18 protein-coding genes are annotated in these 18,908 nt (G+C 65.1%); 9 read left to right on the top strand and 9 right to left on the bottom strand.

All coding sequences use genetic code 11. The features are described from left to right. The first annotated feature begins 8 nt into the window (after positions 1-8). Entirely contained in the window at positions 9-743 is a 735-nt protein-coding gene (locus CE453_RS15595) for an RlmE family RNA methyltransferase (protein WP_089175425.1), read from the top strand. On the opposite strand, the gene CE453_RS15590 is transcribed toward CE453_RS15595, so the two are convergent. Beyond that, positions 704-1,084, bottom strand: a complete 381-nt coding sequence (locus CE453_RS15590; protein WP_089175424.1) for a hypothetical protein — start codon at positions 1,082-1,084, stop codon at positions 704-706. The two genes, CE453_RS15595 and CE453_RS15590, sit on opposite strands and share 40 nt — an antisense overlap. A gap of 70 nt (positions 1,085-1,154) precedes the next feature. Beyond that, the gene (locus CE453_RS15585; RefSeq protein WP_089177924.1) at positions 1,155-2,594 is read right to left on the bottom strand and encodes an MFS transporter; all 1,440 of its coding nucleotides are present in this window, start codon (positions 2,592-2,594) and stop codon (positions 1,155-1,157) included. Positions 2,595-2,881: 287 nt separating this feature from the next. Between CE453_RS15585 and CE453_RS15580 the strand changes: the two genes are divergently transcribed. The 6 genes from CE453_RS15580 (at position 2,882) to CE453_RS15555 (ending at position 9,794) form a co-directional block, all read left to right on the top strand. Next, a complete protein-coding gene (locus CE453_RS15580) occupies positions 2,882-3,199 on the top strand; it encodes a hypothetical protein (RefSeq protein WP_157733057.1) in 318 nt (105 codons plus the stop codon). A 180-nt stretch (positions 3,200-3,379) separates the two neighbouring features. Continuing rightward, complete coding sequence (gene guaB / locus CE453_RS15575) at positions 3,380-4,873, top strand: IMP dehydrogenase (RefSeq protein ID WP_089175422.1); 1,494 nt, start codon at positions 3,380-3,382, stop codon at positions 4,871-4,873. Between the two features lie 64 nt (positions 4,874-4,937). After that, the gene (locus tag CE453_RS15570; protein WP_089175421.1) at positions 4,938-5,348 is read left to right on the top strand and encodes an MAPEG family protein; all 411 of its coding nucleotides are present in this window, start codon (positions 4,938-4,940) and stop codon (positions 5,346-5,348) included. Between the two features lie 246 nt (positions 5,349-5,594). Continuing rightward, on the top strand, positions 5,595-6,584 hold the full coding sequence (locus CE453_RS15565) for a DUF2865 domain-containing protein (RefSeq protein WP_157733056.1): 990 nt from the start codon (positions 5,595-5,597) through the stop codon (positions 6,582-6,584). A gap of 181 nt (positions 6,585-6,765) precedes the next feature. Beyond that, complete coding sequence (locus tag CE453_RS15560; protein WP_089175419.1) at positions 6,766-8,529, top strand: AsmA family protein; 1,764 nt, start codon at positions 6,766-6,768, stop codon at positions 8,527-8,529. 86 nt (positions 8,530-8,615) lie between these two features. Beyond that, complete coding sequence (locus CE453_RS15555; RefSeq protein WP_089177923.1) at positions 8,616-9,794, top strand: E22 family MetX-like putative esterase; 1,179 nt, start codon at positions 8,616-8,618, stop codon at positions 9,792-9,794. Positions 9,795-9,822: 28 nt separating this feature from the next. On the opposite strand, the gene CE453_RS15550 is transcribed toward CE453_RS15555, so the two are convergent. The 5 genes from CE453_RS15550 to CE453_RS15530 all read right to left on the bottom strand — a co-directional run bounded on the left by CE453_RS15550 (position 9,823) and on the right by CE453_RS15530 (position 13,140). Then, a complete protein-coding gene (locus CE453_RS15550; RefSeq protein WP_198302121.1) occupies positions 9,823-10,980 on the bottom strand; it encodes an amidohydrolase in 1,158 nt (385 codons plus the stop codon). Positions 10,981-11,099: 119 nt separating this feature from the next. Then, positions 11,100-11,723, bottom strand: coding sequence for an ATP-dependent Clp protease proteolytic subunit (locus CE453_RS15545; RefSeq protein WP_089175418.1), 624 nt, complete (start codon positions 11,721-11,723; stop codon positions 11,100-11,102). A 46-nt stretch (positions 11,724-11,769) separates the two neighbouring features. Next, the gene (locus CE453_RS15540) at positions 11,770-12,117 is read right to left on the bottom strand and encodes an SRPBCC family protein (RefSeq protein WP_089175417.1); all 348 of its coding nucleotides are present in this window, start codon (positions 12,115-12,117) and stop codon (positions 11,770-11,772) included. Continuing rightward, positions 12,114-12,428 (bottom strand): ArsR/SmtB family transcription factor, encoded by a 315-nt coding sequence (locus CE453_RS15535; protein ID WP_089175416.1) that lies wholly within the window; start codon positions 12,426-12,428, stop codon positions 12,114-12,116. Before CE453_RS15535 ends, CE453_RS15540 begins: the two co-directional genes overlap by 4 nt. Before the next feature lie 82 nt (positions 12,429-12,510). After that, positions 12,511-13,140, bottom strand: a complete 630-nt coding sequence (locus CE453_RS15530; protein WP_089177921.1) for a MarC family protein — start codon at positions 13,138-13,140, stop codon at positions 12,511-12,513. 212 nt (positions 13,141-13,352) lie between these two features. On the opposite strand from CE453_RS15530, the gene gyrA reads away from it, so the two are divergent. Then, positions 13,353-16,151, top strand: a complete 2,799-nt coding sequence (gene gyrA / locus CE453_RS15525) for a DNA gyrase subunit A (RefSeq protein ID WP_282568755.1) — start codon at positions 13,353-13,355, stop codon at positions 16,149-16,151. 173 nt (positions 16,152-16,324) lie between these two features. Further along, a complete protein-coding gene (gene aat, locus CE453_RS15520) occupies positions 16,325-17,002 on the top strand; it encodes a leucyl/phenylalanyl-tRNA--protein transferase (protein ID WP_089175415.1) in 678 nt (225 codons plus the stop codon). Positions 17,003-17,021: 19 nt separating this feature from the next. On the opposite strand, the gene CE453_RS15515 is transcribed toward aat, so the two are convergent. Together CE453_RS15515 and lpdA are read right to left on the bottom strand one after the other, a co-directional pair. After that, on the bottom strand, positions 17,022-17,360 hold the full coding sequence (locus CE453_RS15515; RefSeq protein WP_089175414.1) for a GlsB/YeaQ/YmgE family stress response membrane protein: 339 nt from the start codon (positions 17,358-17,360) through the stop codon (positions 17,022-17,024). A 98-nt stretch (positions 17,361-17,458) separates the two neighbouring features. Next, complete coding sequence (lpdA, locus tag CE453_RS15510) at positions 17,459-18,898, bottom strand: dihydrolipoyl dehydrogenase (protein ID WP_089175413.1); 1,440 nt, start codon at positions 18,896-18,898, stop codon at positions 17,459-17,461. Positions 18,899-18,908 lie beyond the last annotated feature (10 nt).

Raw genomic sequence — 18,908 nt, 5'->3', positions numbered from 1 at the left:
TTGGAGCGATGAGCGGCGGAAGATCGGGAGGAGCCGGCGGCAAAACGGCGGCGGGCGCGCGCGACTTACGCGTCAAGGTGAAGAAGGCCGGAAAGCTCAAGCATTCCTCGCAGCTCTGGCTCGAGCGCCAGCTCAACGACCCCTATGTGAAGCGGGCGAAGGAACTTGGCTATCGCTCGCGGGCCGCCTTCAAGCTCGAGGAAATGGACGATCGCTACAAGTTCCTGAAGACCGGCCAGCGACTGGTCGATCTCGGCTGCGCGCCGGGTGGCTGGTGTCAGGTCGCGGCCAAGCGCATCGGGCTGGAGCGCGGCAAGGGCCACATCGTCGGCATCGACCTGCTGCCCGTCGATCCGATTCCGGATGTCGATCTGATTCAGATGGATTTCATGGCCGAAGAGGCCCCGGCCCTGCTGACCGAGCGGCTTGGCGGCCGCGCCGATGGCGTGATGTCCGACATGGCAGCCAACACCACTGGTCACAAGAAGACCGACCACCTCAAGATCATCGCTCTGGCCGAGGCCGCCCTCGAATTCGCCCATGACGTGCTGGCGCCAGGCGGGTTCTTCCTCGCCAAGCTGTTCCAGGGCGGCGACAGCGCAGAGCTGCTCGCCGGCCTCAAGCGCGACTTCACCACCGTCCGCAACGTCAAGCCGGCAGCCAGCCGGGCCGATTCCTCGGAGCTTTATGTGCTGGCGACAGGCTACAGGCGCAAACGCGAAGCCGAAGACGCACCCGTCTGAGTAGCGGCGGAACCGCACCCCTCCCGAACGTCGGGGCGGGCGCTCTCGCGGAACGCCACACAGATGTTGATCGCCAGCGGCACACAGATCAAACCGCAGAGACAGGTTGCCACGGCCGAGCGCCGGCGCCGAAACCGGCGCGCATTGACGATCGCGCCGGTCCCGTAGATCAGAATGGTGGGGATAGCGAAGAGCAGCACGCCGAGCGGTCCGTCGCAATCGAGCGCGTCGATGCCCATTGCCCGGTATTCGTTGACTTCCGAGACCGCCCCCAGCAGGGCCGCCGGCAGTGCCGCGATCAGGACGGAATAGCCGAGCAAAGCAAGCCAGTCCTTCCGCATCAATCCTCCGCCACCGCCTCGACTGGGATAAGCTCCATGCGGGCGCCGTTCGGTCATGGGAAGCGAAAACTCAATCCAGCGGCTTCTGGTCGGCAATCGCCTCGGCGGTCATCTTGCGCTTGCTCACCGGCGAATGGCCCGAGACTTCGGCACCCGCATCGGGAGCAAGCTGCGCCATCCACAAGGCCGAGGAGGCCGAGATCAGCCCCACGATCGCGAAGGCCGGCCAGAAATCGCCGGCAGCGAGCGCCCTGCCCCCGTTGAGAGTATTCGCCGCCTCCAATGCGAAGGCACCGATAGTGACGCCCATGCTCAGCGAAAGCTGCTGTGCCACACTGGAAAGGCTCGTCGCGCTCGACATCTCGCGGTTGGAGACATCGGAATAGCTCAACGCGTTGATGCCAGTGAACTGCAGCGAGCGGAAGCAGCCGCCGACCAGCAGCACCGACAGGATGATCGCGTGCGGCGTCGTCGGCGTGAACAGGCCGGAGGCGGAGAGGAAGGCCGCGCCGATCAGCGCATTGAAAGTCAGCACGCGCCGGAAGCCGTATTGCGCCAGGATCGTCTTCGCCAGCGTCTTCATGATCATCGCGCCCGCGGCCGAGGCAAAGGTGATGAGGCCGGATTGCAGTGGGTCGAGCCCGAAACCGAGCTGCAGCATCAGCGGCAGCAGGAACGGAATCGCGCCGATGCCGGTGCGAAAGATCGAACCGCCGATCACACCGATGCGGAAGGTCGGGATGCGGAAGAGGGAGAGGTCGAGGACCGGATAAGGCACCCGCCTGGCGTGGACCCAATAGGCGAGGAGCGCCAGCGTGCCGCCTATAACGCAGCCATAGGAGACATAGGCAGGGACCATGTGCCGCCCCCCCGCCGCCAGCCCCAGCATCAGCGCAGCGAAGCCGAAGGCGGAGAGAATGAAGCCGCGCAGGTCGAGCGGCGCCACGTCCTCTTCGCGGATGTCCTCGAAGAAGAGGCTCGACAACACGATGCCGACGAGACCGATCGGGATGTTGATGAAGAAGATCCAGCGCCAGTCGAAATAGGTGGTGATGAAGCCGCCGAGCGGTGGCCCGACGACCGGCCCAACCAGTGCCGGCACGGTGAGATAAGCAAGCGCGCTCACCATCTCGGCTTTGCTGACGCTGCGCAGGATGACGAGGCGCCCGACCGGCACCATCATCGCCCCGCCCATCCCCTGGAAGAAGCGCGCGCCAACGAAGGCGCCGAGCGAACTCGACATCGCACAACACACCGATCCGAGCATGAAAATGCAAAGCGCGGCGCGGAAGACGCTCCGAGCGCCGAATTTGTCAGCCATCCACCCGGAGATCGGGATGAAGACAGCGAGACTGACGAGATAGGAGGTCAAGGCCAGCTTCAGCGCGATCGGATCTTCTCCGAGCGACTTCGCGATCATGGGCAGCGAGGTGGCGATCACCGTCGAGTCGGTGTTTTCCATGAACAGCGCGCAGGCGACGATCAGAGGGAGCAGTTTGGCGCGTTGCAAGGCTTTGACCTTCTGCGCCTTGTTCAGATAGGCGCGCTTGAAATCATAAGCTTGGCTATTAATGCGACGTGCAGCATGTGACGAGGGCGAAATCGCGATCCGGCGGCCGATTTGCCCCCGGCCCGCGCGCTTCCGCCATGCACCAGACTTATGGCTCGTCACTGTGCACAACTCGGCCATGCGATTTTTGCCCTGCAACAGCGCTGAAACACGGACCATTTCCAATTTTGTTCGGCACAGCCGAACCTTCGCGAGGGGCGCGCGACGTCACATCTCGGAGGCATTCCATGCTCGATATTTCAGCTATTTCCTCGGTTACGCACCGGATTCCTCCGGGTGCCCGCCTGGCTGCTCTGGGCCTTGTGGTGGGCCTGAGCTACGGGGTCGCCACCACCGCCCCCGCAGCTGCGAATCCGGCCGATTGGCCGCCTGGCTGCCAGTTCAAGACGGTCCCGAACAGCGGCCCGGGCGAGATGCAGCACCAATTCTGCCAGCGCCTCAACGATTGCCAGCAGATGGCCAACGCCGCCGGCCACACGATCTTTGGCGCTGGCTGCTTCTGGGTTCCGCCACAGGCGCCATCGGTCACCCGCCTGAACCGCTGAGCCACCAAACCCGCGGAAACGGCGCCGCTATGCGCTCGCGCCGTTTCCGCACTGCAAAATAATCCCGCTCTGCGCACTAGCGGAGTGCGGGCGCACATGCTAACGGGCCTCGTCAACTCGGCAACGGGCCTCTTGCCCTGCCCTTCAGAAAAGCCGGTCCATCCGGCGTCGGAGTTGACGATGACGCTTTCCCTCGACGGTCTGATTCGCGACGGCCTCACCTTCGACGACGTGCTGCTGGAGCCGGGCCCGTCGGAAGTCATGCCGGCGGATGTCGATATCCGCACCAAGCTCACCAATTCGATCTCGCTCAACCTGCCGATCATCGCCTCTGCCATGGACACGGTGACGGAGGCCCGCATGGCCATCGCCATGGCGCAGGCCGGCGGGCTTGGCGTGATCCATCGCAACCTCGAGGCGGACCAGCAGGCCGAGCAGGTCCGGCTCGTCAAGAAATTCGAATCGGGGATGATCGCCAACCCGATCACGATTCACCCCGACGAGACGCTGGCCGACGCACTGGCGCTGATGAAGCACAACGGCATCTCCGGCATTCCGGTCGTCGAGCGTGGGCCGCAGGGCCACAAGGGCAAGCTCGTCGGCATCCTGACCAACCGCGACGTTCGCTTCGCCGCCAACCCGGACCAGCCGGTCTCGGAGCTGATGACCAAGGAGCGGCTGATCACGGTGCGCGAGGGTGTCAACCCCGAGGAAGCGCGTCGGCTGCTTCATCAGTTCCGCATCGAGAAGCTGCTTGTCGTCGACGATCACTATCGCTGCATCGGCCTAATCACCGTCAAGGACATGGAGAAGCAGGTCGCCTACCCCAACGCCGCCAAGGATGCGCAGGGCCGCCTGCTCGTCGCTGCTGCGACGACCACGGGTGAGCAGGGCTTCGAGCGCTCCGAGATGCTGGTCGATGCCGGTGTCGATCTGATCGTCGTCGATACCGCTCATGGCCATTCGGCCAAGGTGCTGGACGCCGTCAGCCGGGTGAAGAAGCTTTCCAACGCCGTGCAGGTCATCGCTGGCAATGTCGCCACGGCGGGTGGCGCCCAGGCGCTGATCGACGCTGGCGCCGACGCGATCAAGGTCGGCATCGGCCCGGGCTCGATCTGCACCACGCGTATCGTCGCGGGCGTCGGAGTGCCGCAGCTCACCGCGATCATGGACGCGGCCTCGGCTGCCACGAAGGCCGGCATCCCGGTCATCGCCGATGGCGGCATCAAATACTCGGGCGATCTCGCCAAGGCCCTCGCGGCCGGCGCTTCCTGCGCCATGGTCGGCTCGCTGCTCGCCGGCACCGACGAGACGCCGGGCGAAACCTTCCTGTACCAGGGCCGTTCCTACAAGGCCTATCGCGGCATGGGCTCGGTCGGCGCCATGGCGCGCGGCTCGGCCGACCGCTACTTCCAGCAGGACATCAAGGATTCGCTGAAGCTCGTACCAGAGGGCATCGAGGGCCAGGTCGCCTATAAGGGCCCGGTCTCGAACGTCCTGCATCAGCTCGCCGGTGGCCTGCGCGCCGCAATGGGCTATGTCGGCGGCAAGGACCTCAAGGACTATCAGGCCAAGGCGCGCTTCATCCGCATCACCAGCGCGGGTCTGCGCGAAAGCCATGTCCACGACGTGACGATCGTGCGCGAGAGCCCGAACTATCCGACCCGCTCTTGAGCCTTCTCCGCCTTTGTGCAGTCTGGCCCACGGGCCAGGCTGCAACGAGGGCTGAGAGCGAGCAATGACACTGAAACTGATCTATCCGGCGCTCGCGATGATCCTCTGGATCTTTATCGTCGGCGTCATTCTCGCCGTTCGCCGGAAGAATGCCTTCGCCTCCGGCGAAGTAAGGCCGGAAGAGGTTACGGTCTCGACCGAGCGCTACCCCGTCGCCGCCCGTCTCGCCTCGGCCAACTTCTCGAACCAGTTCGAACTGCCTGTCATCTTCTTCGCGCTGATCATGCTCGCCATGGAAGTCGCGGCGACAGGCTATGTCATGACGGCGCTCGCCTGGATCTTCGTCGTCTCCCGCATTGTGCACACCTTGATCCACATCGGTCCGAACAAACTGCCGTTGCGCGGCGCGGTCTATGGCGTCGGCGCCATCGTGCTGTTGTGCATGTGGGTCGGGGTGGTGCTCGCGGTGCTCTGAGCCGCCAGCCATCCCGCCTCAGCCGCCGTTCCATTAAGCATTTCCGCCATTTACCGTGGGCTCCTCACCCCGCGACATTGAGTCTTAACAAAAGGTAAAATACACCCTTCCTGCGGCGGACGGTGGAACAAGCGTGGTTTGGAGAGACGCATGTCGCGTGTCCGTGACGTATCCGAGCAGGCACCTGCCTGCGGCGGAGAGGCTCTGGTTGCAGCGTTCCGGCAGTCACATTCCATAAGGCCCGGCTTGCGCGAGACATCCCGCCTGCGGCGGCTTCTGGCGATGGCAGCGGCGGGACTTGCGCTCGGTGCAAGCGGCATGATCCTGACAGCGTCGCTGGTCCAGGCCGACGACGCCGGCATTCACTCCTTCTTCCTCGAGGAAGCGGCACGCCGCGCACAGCGCCCCACCGGCTTCGCACCGCAGGCAACGGCCTATGCGCCGGCCGGCAACGGCTGGCGCCTCCCGCTGTTCCGCACAGGCGCCGACGGGCGGGTCGCACAGCCGGCCATCGATCTCAACCCGTTCCGCCGCAATGCGCGCAAGGCAGCTCCGCGCTCGCATCAGACGGCTTCCCTTCCCGCTCGCACCGACACGCTTTCCGGCGCAAGCAAGGCGGCCCAGACGATCTGCGTGCGGCTGTGCGACGGCTTTCACGCGCCGATCGGCTATCTGCGCTCCTCCTCCGATCTGAAGGCGCACCAGGCTCTCTGCGAAGCCATGAATCCAGGCCTGCCCGTCAAGGTCTTCACCATTGCCGCAGGCGCCGCCTCGATCGACAAGGCCGTGGCCGCCGATGGCCAGCGCTACGGAGCACTCCCGACCGCCTACAGGCACGAGACGACGGCGAACCCCGCCTGCCGGCTTCCCATCGCGAAAGCCGGCGAGCACCGCGTCTCGCTGCTGCGCGACATCACGCTGCGGCCCGGCGACAGCATCGTGCTGGATGGCAAGGTCACGACCTTCGTGGGCGGGTCGAGCTGGCCCTACAGCCACCGTGACTTTCGCGACTTCCGCTCGGCGCCCGAATTGACCAAGGCCCAGCGCCGTCAGATCGACGAGCAAGTCGGCATCTCGCGGATGGAAGCGCAGCTGCGCAACGTCCGCCGTCAGATGCGGGTTCGCGAAGCCAGGCTCGAATCCGACACGGCGAGCGACGCCTTCCTGCGCGGCTCGTTCGACGCAGCCGGCACGCAAACACCCGTTCGGATGATCCCGATCGCCCTGGCGCAGTGAGACCGGCGGTCTCGTTTCCGACGGCTTCTGGGACCTTCATTTCGCCCCAAATCCGGCAAAAACCGGTGCAAAATGCGTCGGATAGCCGGCTTCGCCGGCTCGACAAGCAGCGCTGATCGGCCTACACCCTCTGCCGCCAGGGGGGCTGGCTGACTTTCGGCCCGTGCCGATTCGGAAGTCCATGACCAGACGCACTGCGTTCCTCGCCTTCAGCCTCGTTATCGCGATCGGCCTGCTCGGATTGCAGTCGTGGGACCTTGCGCTCGGCCGTATCGAGCGCAGCGCGATCAGGGCGATCGAGGAACGGACCGGCTTCGCGGTCAAGTCGCTGGAGCGCGCCGAGATCGCGCTGCTGCCCCTGCCGCGCATCAGCCTCTCCAAAGTCGTCTTCGCCCAGCGCGACGGAGCCGTCGCCGGCGAGGCAGCTCGCGTGAGGGCGTATCTGCGCCTGATGCCCCTGCTGACGGGACGCCTCGGCGTCAGCCGTATCGACCTCGTCGCACCACAACTTGACGTCGCCGTCCCCGCCGGCAGCGACGGCGTCACCGACTGGCTCTCCGCTCCTCTCGCGGAATTGGAGAAGCTGCGCAGCCAGAGCCGCATCGTCATCAGCTCCGGCGTGCTCTTCCTGCGTGCCGCCGGCACAGTCCAAAGCATCGTGCGCGACGTCAATATCGTCATCGACGAGCGCGGTCCGGATGATCCGTTCGGCCTGTCCGGCTCCTTCACGTGGCGCGGCGTGCAGAGCGACGTCAGCCTGCTCTGGCCGGTTGCCGGCAGCGCCACCAAGGCCGCTCTTTCGGCCAACTCGTCCTTGCTGAAGCTGCGCTTCGATGGCACACGCGCCGGCCCGGGCGAGCCGGTGGTCAACGGCACGCTTGCCCTCTCGACGCCCTCTGTTCCCCAGCTTCTCGACTGGTTCGGCGAGAAATCGCGCATCTCGACGGCGCTGGGTGCGCTGACGCTGAATGCCGACCTGCAATTGAAGCCACGCGAAGCCTCCTTCACCAACGCCATGGCGAGCCTGGACGGCGACCGTCTCGACGGCGTGATGAAGCTGACGGATGTCGACGGTCGCCTTGCGTTGTCGGGCACGCTGGCGGGAGCCAGCCTCGATATGGGTCGCCTGATCCGTCGCCTTCCCCTCCCCGCGGTCGACGCAGCCGACCAGAGCCCGCTCGACCTCGACGGCTGGACAGGGCGGGACATCGACCTGCGCATCTCGGTCGACGCCGCAAAGCTGAACGGCGCCCGCCTTGCCGATGTCGCAACCTATGTCCTCGTCAAGAAGGGGCGCTTCGAAACCGGCCTGCTGCGTGCCACCGCCTATGGCGGTACGGTCAAGGCCCGCTTCCTCGCCGTGAGCGCGCCGGGCGGTGTCGACGTGAAGGTTCAGGCCGGGCTCGACAGGGTCGATTTCGGCCAGGCAGGGGCCGACGTCCCGCAGCTTCCGCGCCTGTCCGGCACCGGCGGTTTCCAGTTGGCACTCGACGGTGCCGGCAAGACTTTCGACGAGCTTCTCGGCGCGATGACCGGGCGCGCCGGCATCAACCTTCGTCAGGGTGAGATCGGTGGCATCGCACTGGCCGAGCTCGTTCGCCGAGCAGAGCGCAACCCCTCGCAGCTCCTGCGGGACTGGCACCAGGGCAAGACGCCGTTCGACACGCTGGCTGCCAATGCCGGCATCGCCAATGGCTTGCTGGTGCTGACCGATGCGCAGATGAACGGGACGAACTACCGATTGAGCCTGGCCGGCAACGCGTCCCTTCGCACCCGTCAGCTCGACATGCGCGCTTCCCTGGCCTCGCTCAGCGGCTCGCTCAGGCTGCCGCTCGTGCTCAAAGGTTCGGTCGACGGCCCCCTCTTCGACCTGGAGAGCGAAGCCTTCCTCAGCCCCACCGGCAGCTCCGGCAACACAGCGGTTCCGGCTCTGATCGGGCGCTGATTGTTTCGGGACCTCGCTTCCGCACCCTGCGAAAATCCGCTCTGATGCAACCCGTCCTCATGAAGGCCGCCACAGGAGGGAGCGAGATGCGGACATGGATCAAGGGCGCGGTCGCGCTCGCAGCAATGATGGTAACGGGCATGGCCGGGGCACAGGAACTGATCGTCGAAAAGAAGGTCTTCGAACTGCCCAGCTTCACCACGCAGTCAGGTCGCACGCTGAAGCAGATCCGCGTCGGCTGGGAGAGCTACGGCACGCTCAACACCGACAAATCCAACGCCGTGCTGATCTGCCATTTCTTTTCCGGCAACTCGCATGCCGCCGGCAAATACGACGCCAAGGACGCGCAGCCGGGCTATTGGGATGCGATCATCGGCCCGGGCAAGGCGATCGACACCAATAAGTATTTCGTCATCGCATCCGACACCCTGGTGAACCTCAATACCGGTGACCCCAAGACCACGACCACCGGTCCGGCGTCGATCGACCCCGATACCGGCAAGCCCTACGGGCTCGATTTCCCGGTCGTGACCATCCGCGACTTCGTCGAAGTTCAGAAGGCACTCGTCGAGAGCCTTGGAATCAAGCGGCTCGCGCTCGTCGCCGGCCCCTCGATGGGCTCGCTCCAGACCTTCGAATGGGCAGCGAGTCATCCCGAGATGGTGGCGAAGGCGATGCCGGTCATCGGCGCGGCCGAAGCCAATGCGATGCTGATCGGCTGGCTCGATGTCTGGGCTGCTCCCATCCTGCTGGATCCCAACTGGAACAACGGCGACTACTACGGCAAGGCCCCGCCGCTTGCCGGCCTCGCCAAGGCGCTGGCCGCCGTGACGCTGCAGGCCAATCATGAGGAATGGGCCGACGCCACCTTCGCCCGACGTCCGGCCAAGGCCGGCGAGGAGCCCGACAAGGCGCTGCGCAACAAGTTCCAGGTCCAGAGTGTGCTCGACAATGCCGGCGAGGCACGCGCCAAGCTCTCCGACGCCAACCACTTTCTCTATCTGATTAAGGCCAACCAGCTCTTCGCGGCCGGCGGTTCCTCGCTCGCCGACGGCATGGCGAAGATCAAGGCGCCGATGCTCTACATCACCCAGCCCAAGGACCTCGTCTTCACTGCCGAGACGGTCGAGCGCAACCTGAAGGCGGCAAAGGACGCCGGGCGCGACGTCACCCATGTCACCATCGACGGCGTGCGCGGCCATCTCGATGGGGTGATGTCGATGAAGCAGGCGGAAGGCGCGATCCGCGCCTTCCTGGAGAAGTAGTTCCGACCAGTGCGAGCCCGTTGCGAACTCAGGCGACGGGCAAGCGCCGGCGCACGATTTCGGTGTGGAAGCGCGCACCGTGGATCAGCCCGGCATCGTCGAAATCATAGCGTGGATTGTGAAGCGGTGCGGTGTCGCCATTGCCGAGAAAGGCGAAGCAGCCCGGCACGTGGTCGAGGAAACGGGCGAAATCCTCGGAGCCGGTGAAGGGCTCGGAGACGACGGAGACATTCTCCGTACCGAGCAGCGCCCGTGCCGCTCCCAATGCCTCTTCGGTCAACGCTGGATCATTCTGGAGCGGCACGAATTCGCGGGTGTAGGTCACCGCGTGCTCGACATCGTAGGCCCGCGCCGTCCCTTCCGCGATCCGCCGCATCTGCTTCTCGATATCGGCGCTGACCGCTGGGCTGAAGCTGCGGGCATCTCCGAGGATGCGCGCTTCCCCAGGCAGGGCATTGCGGGTGCCGTCGGTGATCAACTCGGTCACCGACACCACCCCGATCGCCGTCGGGCTCAGCCGACGCGAGACAATCGTCTGCAGATTCATCACCAGAGCGCAGGCGGCAACCAGCGTCTCGCTCCCGGCATGAGGACGGGCGGCATGGCCGCCGACCCCGCGCAGGACGATCTCGAAATTGTCCTCGGCCGACATGATCGCACCGGGGCGGGTCCGGAAGTGGCCGAGGCCCAGGCCAGGCTCGTTGTGAAGCCCGTAGATCTCCTCAAAGGGAAAGCGCTCCAGCACGCCGTCATCGAGCATTGCGAGTGCCCCCCGGCCCCATTCCTCGGCCGGCTGGAAGATGAAGCGCACCGTGCCGTCGAAGCCTCCCTCGGCCGCCAGCAGCTTTGCGGCCCCGAGTAGCATCGCCGTATGGCCGTCATGGCCGCAGGCATGCATCACGCCAGGATTTTGCGAGCGATAGGGCGCCTCGCCCTGCTCCGGGATTCGTAGGGCATCCATATCCGCCCGCAGCGCGATCGCCCGGTTGCCGGTACCGCGCTTCAAGGTCCCGACGACACCGGTGCCGCCAACACCCATCGCGATCTCGTTCAGGCCGAACTCCCGTAGCTTCCCTGCAACGAAGGCGCTGGTCCGGGTCTCTTCGAAGCCGAATTCCGGATGCGCATGCAGGTCGCGCCGCCAGGCGGTCATTTCCTGCACCAGATTGTCGAGATCGATCGTCACGGCTTGTCCCTCGGCCTGCCGGAAGCGCCCTTCAATGGCGCGCCGGGACCATAGCGCAGCGCCCGTGAGAGAGGCGCTGCAATTGGCCTGCCGATTTGCAAGGATTTTTCTCCGGCGGCTCACGATAGCGGAGGCATGTCTGGCCGCTCGTCCATCCGGTGGACGATCCGGTCGATCAACCCCCATTCCAGCGCCTCCTCGGCCGTCATGAAGCGGTCGCGGTCCAGCGTGCGCTCCACCTCCTCGTAGCTGCGTCCGCAATGCTCGGCGTAGAGGCGTGTGACCCGGCGCTTGGTCTGCTGCATCTCCTCGGCATGGATCAGGATGTCGGAGGCCTGCCCCTGGAAGCCGCCAAGCGGTTGATGAACATGCAGGCTCGCATTGGGGAGCGCCGCGCGCTCACCTGGCTCTCCCGCCATCAGAAGGAACGAGCCCATCGAACGCGCCGTACCCATGCACAGCGTATGCACCGGCGCGCGGACGTAGCGCATCGTGTCGTACATGGCGAAGCCGCTGGTCACGACCCCACCGGGCGAATTGATGTAGAGATGGATCGGACGCTTCGGATTCTCCGCCTCCAGGAACAGGAGCTGCGCGCAGACCAGTGCGCTCATGGCGTCGTTGACCTCGCCATTGACGAAGATGATCCGCTCGCGCAGCAGCCGAGAATAGATGTCGAAGGAGCGCTCCCCGCGGCTCGACTGCTCGACGACCATAGGGACGAGTTGCATCGTTTCGCGCATCGGCGAACTCCATGGGCTCTGGATTGGGTTGGGTGGCTAGCGAGCGTCAGGCCGCACGCAGCATCGGCGGCGCGTTGCTGTTCGCCGGCTCGATTCTCCGCCTGCCCACCGCGATCTCGTGGATGATGCGCAAACAGGTTCCGCCAGCCTCGCCTGCGATCCTGAAAGTGACGGCGCTTTCGCGGAAGGGCGGCTCGTCCTCGCGCATCCGATAGCGGATCGCCTCCCCCGGGGAGAGGATCGTCGGCTCCGGATCGACCAAGGTCGTGCCGGGCAACCAGACCTCTCTGAGGCCCGGAACACTGATCGCGCGCCAGACCTTCTCGGGCGGTGCGTCGAGTTGATATTCCAGGATGAGATCGTCGGACGACCCGTCGGCATGGTCTGCGTTCATTGGTCCATCTCCCTGAGCAGGCTTCTGAGAGCGTCGATGCGCTGCGGCCAATAGGTCCGGTATTTCGACAGCCATTGCGCGATCAGCGCGAGGCCGTCGGGATCGACCTCATAGTTCACGAAGCGGCCTTGCCTCTCCTCGCGGACGAGCCCGGCGCTCCGCAAAACCGACAAATGCTGCGACATGGCCGGCTGGCTGATCGCGATGCCTTCGCGCAAAGCGCTGGCGTTCATGCCGCCTGCTGCCAGCTTCTCGAAGATCGCGCGGCGCGTCGGATCGGCCAGCGCCTTGAAGATGTCGTTCTCGGCCATGCAGACACATAAGCAAATACTTATGTTAAGCGCAAGCCTATCGCGAGCTCTTGTTCGGGCGAGATGCCGGTCGCCTCACGACTCAACCGGCCAGAGCCGCTTTCACGCCATCGATCACGAATTGCACAGCGAGAGCCGCGAGGATCACACCGAGCAGGCGCGTCAACACGACATTGCCGGTGACGCCCAGGAGCTTGGCGATCGATGAGGCCGCGAGGAACACGGCCAGGCAGCACAGGATCACCAGTCCACAGATCACGGCCAACGTTACAAGGAGCAACGGGTCGCCGTGCGCCCGGCCGGCGAGCAGGATCGTCGCGGTCAGGGCGCCCGGCCCCGCCATCAGCGGGATCGCCAGCGGAAAGGCCGCGACGTTGCGGATGTGGTCCTGCGTGATCGCGGTGTCGGCTGTCTGCTGCTTGCGCTCGGTCCGGCGCTCGAACACCATCTCGAAGGCGATCCAGAACAGCAGCAATCCACCGGCGATGCGGAAGGCAGGTAGCGAGACGCCGAGCGCCTTCAGCACGACATCGCCGGCCACGCCGAAGAAGCCCATGATGCAGAACGCGATGATGGAAGCGCGCACGGCGACCTGTCGCCGCTCCCCCGCCGACATGCCCCGTGTCAGCGACAGGAAGATCGGCGCAAGGCCCGGCGGATCGAGCGTCACAAGCATCGTGACAAGGGCAGCGGTGGCGAATTCGACGAACATCGAAGCCGACTTGACCACGAGTTTTGCCCGCCGTCATCCGCCAAGAAAGGCGGGATTGTGGCAGGTCACCTCAGTTGGCCGGAAAAATGCCCGTAAGACAATGAAATTACTAAAGAAATTTTTGCTTGGACAGCGTCGGCTTTTGCTGGCGCGAAAGGCTGGAATCGGGTAGCCAGAAGCCTGAAAACGAACAGGAATCGGGACATTCCCAGTTGAGCGACGATACCGACGACAAGCGCGACGACGCCCCGGATTTCGGCGGCGACATCAAGCCGATCGCAATCACCGACGAGATGAAGAAGAGCTATCTCGATTACGCGATGAGCGTGATCGTGAGCCGCGCTCTGCCCGATGTCCGCGACGGACTGAAGCCTGTCCACCGCCGCATTCTGTTCTCGATGCACGAGAACAAGAACCTGCCCGAGCGGCCCTACACCAAATGCGCCCGCATCGTCGGCGACACGATGGGTAAGTACCATCCGCACGGCAACCTCGCGGTCTATGATGCGCTGGTGCGCATGGCCCAGGACTTCTCGCTGCGCCTGCCGCTGATCGACGGCCAGGGCAATTTCGGCTCGATGGACGGCGATTCACCCGCCGCCGATCGTTACACCGAGGCCCGCCTCGACAAGGCGGCGATGCCGCTGCTCGAAGACCTCGACCTAGAGACGGTCGATTTCCAGCCGAACTACGACGGCAAGGAACATGAGCCGACGGTCCTGCCGGCGCGCTATCCGAACCTGCTCGTCAACGGCGCCGGCGGCATCGCGGTCGGAATGGCCACCAACATCCCGCCGCACAATCTCGGCGAGGTGATCGACGCCTGCGTCGCCTATATCGACGACCCCGAGATCTCGATCGACAGCCTGATCGAGATCGTTCCCGGCCCGGACTTCCCGACCGGCGCCCTGATCATGGGCCGCAGCGGCATCCATTCCGCCTATCACACCGGCCGCGGCTCGATCATGATGCGCTCGAAGACGCATATCGAGGAGCTGCGCAAGGAGCGCGAGGCGATCATCGTCACCGAAATTCCCTATCAGGTGAACAAAGCGACGATGGTCGAGAAGATCGCCGATCTGGTGCGCGAGAAGCGCATCGAGGGCATTTCCGACCTGCGCGACGAATCCAGCCGCGAAGGCGTGCGTGTCGTCATCGAGATCAAGCGCGATGCCGTCGCCGACGTGGTGCTGAACCAACTCTATCGCTTCACGCCGCTGCAGACCTCATTCGGTGCCAACATGGTCGCGCTGAATGGCGGCCGCCCCGAGGTGCTGAACCTCAAGGACTTCATCTCGGCCTTCGTCGAATTCCGCGAAGAAGTCGTTTCCCGGCGCACGCGCTACCTGCTCAACAAGGCTCGCGAGCGCGCGCATGTGCTCTGCGGCCTCGCCACGGCGGTCGCGAATATCGACGAGGTCATCCGCCTGATCCGTACGGCTCCGACGCCAGCGGACGCCCATGAAGCGCTGATGGCGCGCGACTGGCCGGCCGACGACATCGCCCCGCTGATCGCGCTGGTCGACGATCCGCGCCATCCGATGAACCCGGACGGCACCTATCGCCTGTCAGATGCACAGGCCAAGGCGATCCTTGAGCTGCGCCTGTCGCGCCTCACTGCTCTGGGCCGCGACGAGATCGGCGACGAGTTGGAAAAGCTCGCCAAGGAAATCGCGGATTATCTCGACATCCTGCGCTCGCGCGCCCGCATCCAATCGATCGTCAAGGCCGAGCTTGCCGAGGTGAAGGAAGCCTTCGCCACGCCGCGCCGTACCGAGATCCAGGACTGGGGCTCCGACCTCGACGACGAGGATCTGATCGCCCGCGAGGACATGGTCGTCACCGTCTCGCATGGCGGCTACATCAAGCGCGTGCCGCTCTCGACCTATCGGGCGCAACGCCGCGGCGGCAAGGGCCGGTCCGGCATGGCGACCAAGGACGAGGATTTCGTTGCCCGCCTCTTCGTCGCCAACACGCATACACCGGTGCTCTTCTTCTCCTCAGAAGGACAAGTCTACAAGGAGAAGGTCTGGCGGCTGCCGCTTTCGGCGCCGAATGCCCGCGGCAAGGCGCTGGTCAACATGCTGCCGATTGATGCCGGCGAGCGCATCACCACGATCATGCCGCTGCCCGAAGACGAGGCGAGCTGGGAGACGCTCGATGTGATGTTCGCCACCGCCTCGGGTGGGGTGCGTCGCAACAAGCTCTCCGACTTCGTCAACGTCAACCGTGCCGGCAAGATCGCGATGAAGCTCGATGAGGGCGACCACATCGTCGACGTGCAGATCTGTACGGAGAACGACGACGTGCTGCTGACCACGGCCGATGGACAGTGCATCCGCTTCGCAGTGCCGGAGGTGCGAGTCTTCAAGGGCCGCGACTCGACCGGCGTACGCGGCATCAATCTGGCCAAGGGCGACGAGGTCATCTCGCTCGCGATCCTGCGCCATCTCGACGCCACGGCCGACGAGCGCGCGGCCTATCTCAAGCGCGCCGCGATCATGCGCCGCGCAACCGGCGCGGAGGGCGAGGAGGCCATCGAGCCGACCGCCGAGACTGGCGATGCCGAGGAAGCTACCGGCGGCGATATCGAACTCGGTCTCGAGCGCTACGCCGAGATGGACGCCGCCAATCAGTTCATCCTGACGATCTCGGAGAAGGGCTACGGCAAGCGCACCTCCTCCTTCGAGTACCGGGTGACCGGGCGTGGCGGCAAGGGCATCGTCGCCATGGTCGTCAACGACCGCAACGGCAAGCTCGTCGCATCCTTCCCGGCGGTGGACTCAGATCAGCTCATGCTCGTCACCGATGGCGGCCAGCTCATCCGCGTCCCGGTCGATGCCGGCCCTGACAACCGCATCCGCATCGCCGGCCGCTCGACGCAGGGCGTGACGGTGTTCAACACCGCCAAGGACGAGAAGGTCGTCTCTGTCGAATGCATCAACGATGACGGCGACAGCGAAGACGAAGTCGGCGACGAGGCGGTGGGCGAGGAGCCGACCGAAGGCTGATAGATCAGGCTATTGCGGCCGTGTCTTTAGATTACTTCTGAAGACACGGCCTGCCCTGTTTCACAGCGGTTTCGTCGTCGTCGCGAGCGAACCAGCTCAGGGCCGGGTTGAGCTGCCGGGTTTGCTGCCGGCCCTTGTTTGACTCCTCGCTTGCCTCGCGCTCCCATTCCCGGATGAAAGCCCGTTCCGTCCCCGTGCGCATACCCGCCATCACGCCGGAGATCATGCTGCGCGCCTATGCGGCTGGCATTTTTCCGATGGCCGAGACCGCCGACGATCCGGGACTGTTCTGGGTCGAGCCGGAATGGCGCGGCATCATCCCGCTCGACGGCTTCCATCTCTCCTCGCGGCTGGCTCGTACCGTCCGTTCCGACCGCTTCGAGGTGCGCGTCGACAGCGATTTCGCGGCCGTGATCGCGGCCTGCGCCGAGGAGCGGCCAGACCGACCGGAAACCTGGATCAACACCCGTATCCGCGAGATCTTCGGCGAGCTCTTCACGCTCGGCCATGCCCATACGGTTGAATGCTGGCGTGACGGGCGCCTCGTCGGTGGGCTCTATGGGCTCTCCCTCGGAGCGGCCTTCTTCGGCGAGAGCATGTTCCACCGCGATACCGATGCTTCCAAGGTGGCGCTCGTCCATCTTGTCGCGCGGCTGCGTCATGGCCGCTACCGGCTGCTCGACACCCAATTCCAGACCGGACACCTCGCCCAGTTCGGCACGATCGAGATTCCGCGCGATGCTTATCGCCTGCGTCTGGAAGACGCCTTGCAGCAGCAGGGCAACTGGTTCGCCTGGCCAGCCGCCGCCACCGTTACGGGCGCGGATGTGCTGGCTGCCTTACGCAGCTAGGACACGCTTGTCGCGAGCCTCAGGCGATGAAGCGGGCAAGCAGGATGACGAGAATTGCGCCGAGCACGGCCATGCCGGCGTCGTCGAGGAAGCTGTAGCCGGTGTTGAGCCGCCAGCCGGTGAGGCGCACGATGCCCTGCCCCACCAGCATGCCAAGCACGCCGACCACGGCATGGCGGATCAACCCGCCCCCACCGACGATCAGGCTGGCGGCAAAGCCGGTGACGGTGCCGAAGGCCACCGTCGGCACGATGACGCTCCAGTCGAGCGGCAATGTCCGGCGTGGCGGCAGGATCTCGACCTCCTCGTCGCGAACGACGCGGTCGGGCTTGGGCGATTTGCGGGTGCGCGGTGGCATGGCTGAAATATGCCCGCAAAGGACCGGGAGGTCATCCCGGATCCACACCGCTTCGTGGCCAGTCCGGGATGACGGTTGAACAGAACCGGAGCTGCGGCTCAGGCGTTCAGCACTTTTCCGTAAGCGTCGAGCACGCTCTCCTTCATCACCTCCGACAGCGTCGGGTGCGGGAAGATGGTGTGCATCAGTTCTTCCTCGGTCGTCTCGAGGTTCATCGCGACGACGAAGCCCTGGATCAGCTCGGTCACTTCCGGGCCGACCATATGGGCGCCCAGCAGCTTGCCGGTCTTGGCGTCGAAGATCGTCTTGGCCAGGCCACTATCCTCGCCGAGCGCCACCGCCTTGCCGTTGGCGACGAAGTTGAAGCGACCGACCTTGATCTCGTGGCCGGCGGCCTTGGCCTTCGCCTCGGTCAGGCCGACGCTGGCGATCTGCGGGTGGCAATAGGTGCAGCCCGGGATCATGGACTTGTCCATGGGATGCGGATGCAGCCCCTTGATCGCCTCGACGCAGATCACCGCCTCGTGCTCGGCCTTATGGGCCAGCATCGGCGGGCCGGCGACATCGCCGATGGCGTAGACGCCCTTGACGCTGGTGCGGCAGAACTCGTCGATGACGATGCAGCCGCGATCGGTCTTTACGCCAAGCGCTTCCAGCCCGATATTCTCGACATTCCCGACGACCCCGACAGCCGAGATCAAACGCTCGGCCGTGATCGTCTGCTTGCCGCCCTTCTCGTCCTCGATATGAGCGGTGACGGAGTCCGCCCCCTTCTCGACCTTGGTGACCTTGGCGCCGGTGATGATCTTGATGCCCTGCTTCTCGAAGGCCTTGCGCGCGAAGGCGGCGATCTCGGCATCCTCGACGGGCAGGATCTGCGGCAGCAATTCGACCACCGTCACCTCGACGCCGAGCGTCCGGTAGAAGGAGGCAAACTCGATGCCGATGGCGCCGGAGCCCATCACCAGCAGCGACTTCGGCAGCTTGGCCGGGACCAGCGACTCGAAATAGGTCCAGATCAGCTTGCCGTCCGGCTCGATGCCGGGCAGCGCGCGCGGGCGGGCGCCAGTCGCGACGATGATATGGTCGGCGGTATAGGTGCCCTCGCCCTTGGCGCCTTTCGGGATCGGCCCCTGCGGCTGCATAGCCGGCTTCTTGGTCGGCGCCACCGCGATCGTGCCGGGCTTGGCCAGCTTGGCCTCGCCCCAGATCACATCGACCTTGTTCTTCTTCATCAGGAACTGGACGCCGTTGTTCATGCGCACGGCGATGCCACGCGAACGCTTCACGACGGCTTCCAGATCGGCCTTGAACGAGCCTTCCAGCGTCAGCCCGTAATCCTTGGCGTGCTCGCCATAGTGCAGAATCTCGGCCGAGCGCAGCAGCGCCTTGGTCGGGATGCAGCCCCAGTTCGAGCAGATGCCCGCAAGGTGCTCGCGCTCGACGATGGCGGTCTTGAAACCGAGCTGGGCAGCACGGATCGCAGCGATATAGCCGCCGGGACCGGAGCCGATGACGATGATGTCGTAGTCAGCCATGGTGCTCTCC

It is taken from the genome of Bosea sp. AS-1, assembly GCF_002220095.1.
Taxonomy (GTDB): domain Bacteria; phylum Pseudomonadota; class Alphaproteobacteria; order Rhizobiales; family Beijerinckiaceae; genus Allobosea.
Note: the sequence above shows the minus strand (reverse complement) of the source record. Positions and strands in the feature narration are given on the sequence as shown.

Coding starts and splice junctions, on each gene's coding strand:
- CE453_RS15595 (WP_089175425.1), top strand. CDS start 9: ATGAGCGGCGGAAGATCGGGAGGAGCCGGCGGCAAAACGGCGGCGGGC.
- CE453_RS15590 (WP_089175424.1), bottom strand. CDS start 1,084: ATGCGGAAGGACTGGCTTGCTTTGCTCGGCTATTCCGTCCTGATCGCG.
- CE453_RS15580 (WP_157733057.1), top strand. CDS start 2,882: ATGCTCGATATTTCAGCTATTTCCTCGGTTACGCACCGGATTCCTCCG.
- guaB (WP_089175422.1), top strand. CDS start 3,380: ATGACGCTTTCCCTCGACGGTCTGATTCGCGACGGCCTCACCTTCGAC.
- CE453_RS15570 (WP_089175421.1), top strand. CDS start 4,938: ATGACACTGAAACTGATCTATCCGGCGCTCGCGATGATCCTCTGGATC.
- CE453_RS15560 (WP_089175419.1), top strand. CDS start 6,766: ATGACCAGACGCACTGCGTTCCTCGCCTTCAGCCTCGTTATCGCGATC.
- CE453_RS15555 (WP_089177923.1), top strand. CDS start 8,616: ATGCGGACATGGATCAAGGGCGCGGTCGCGCTCGCAGCAATGATGGTA.
- CE453_RS15545 (WP_089175418.1), bottom strand. CDS start 11,723: ATGCGCGAAACGATGCAACTCGTCCCTATGGTCGTCGAGCAGTCGAGC.
- CE453_RS15540 (WP_089175417.1), bottom strand. CDS start 12,117: ATGAACGCAGACCATGCCGACGGGTCGTCCGACGATCTCATCCTGGAA.
- CE453_RS15535 (WP_089175416.1), bottom strand. CDS start 12,428: ATGGCCGAGAACGACATCTTCAAGGCGCTGGCCGATCCGACGCGCCGC.
- CE453_RS15530 (WP_089177921.1), bottom strand. CDS start 13,140: ATGTTCGTCGAATTCGCCACCGCTGCCCTTGTCACGATGCTTGTGACG.
- aat (WP_089175415.1), top strand. CDS start 16,325: ATGAAAGCCCGTTCCGTCCCCGTGCGCATACCCGCCATCACGCCGGAG.
- CE453_RS15515 (WP_089175414.1), bottom strand. CDS start 17,360: ATGCCACCGCGCACCCGCAAATCGCCCAAGCCCGACCGCGTCGTTCGC.
- lpdA (WP_089175413.1), bottom strand. CDS start 18,898: ATGGCTGACTACGACATCATCGTCATCGGCTCCGGTCCCGGCGGCTAT.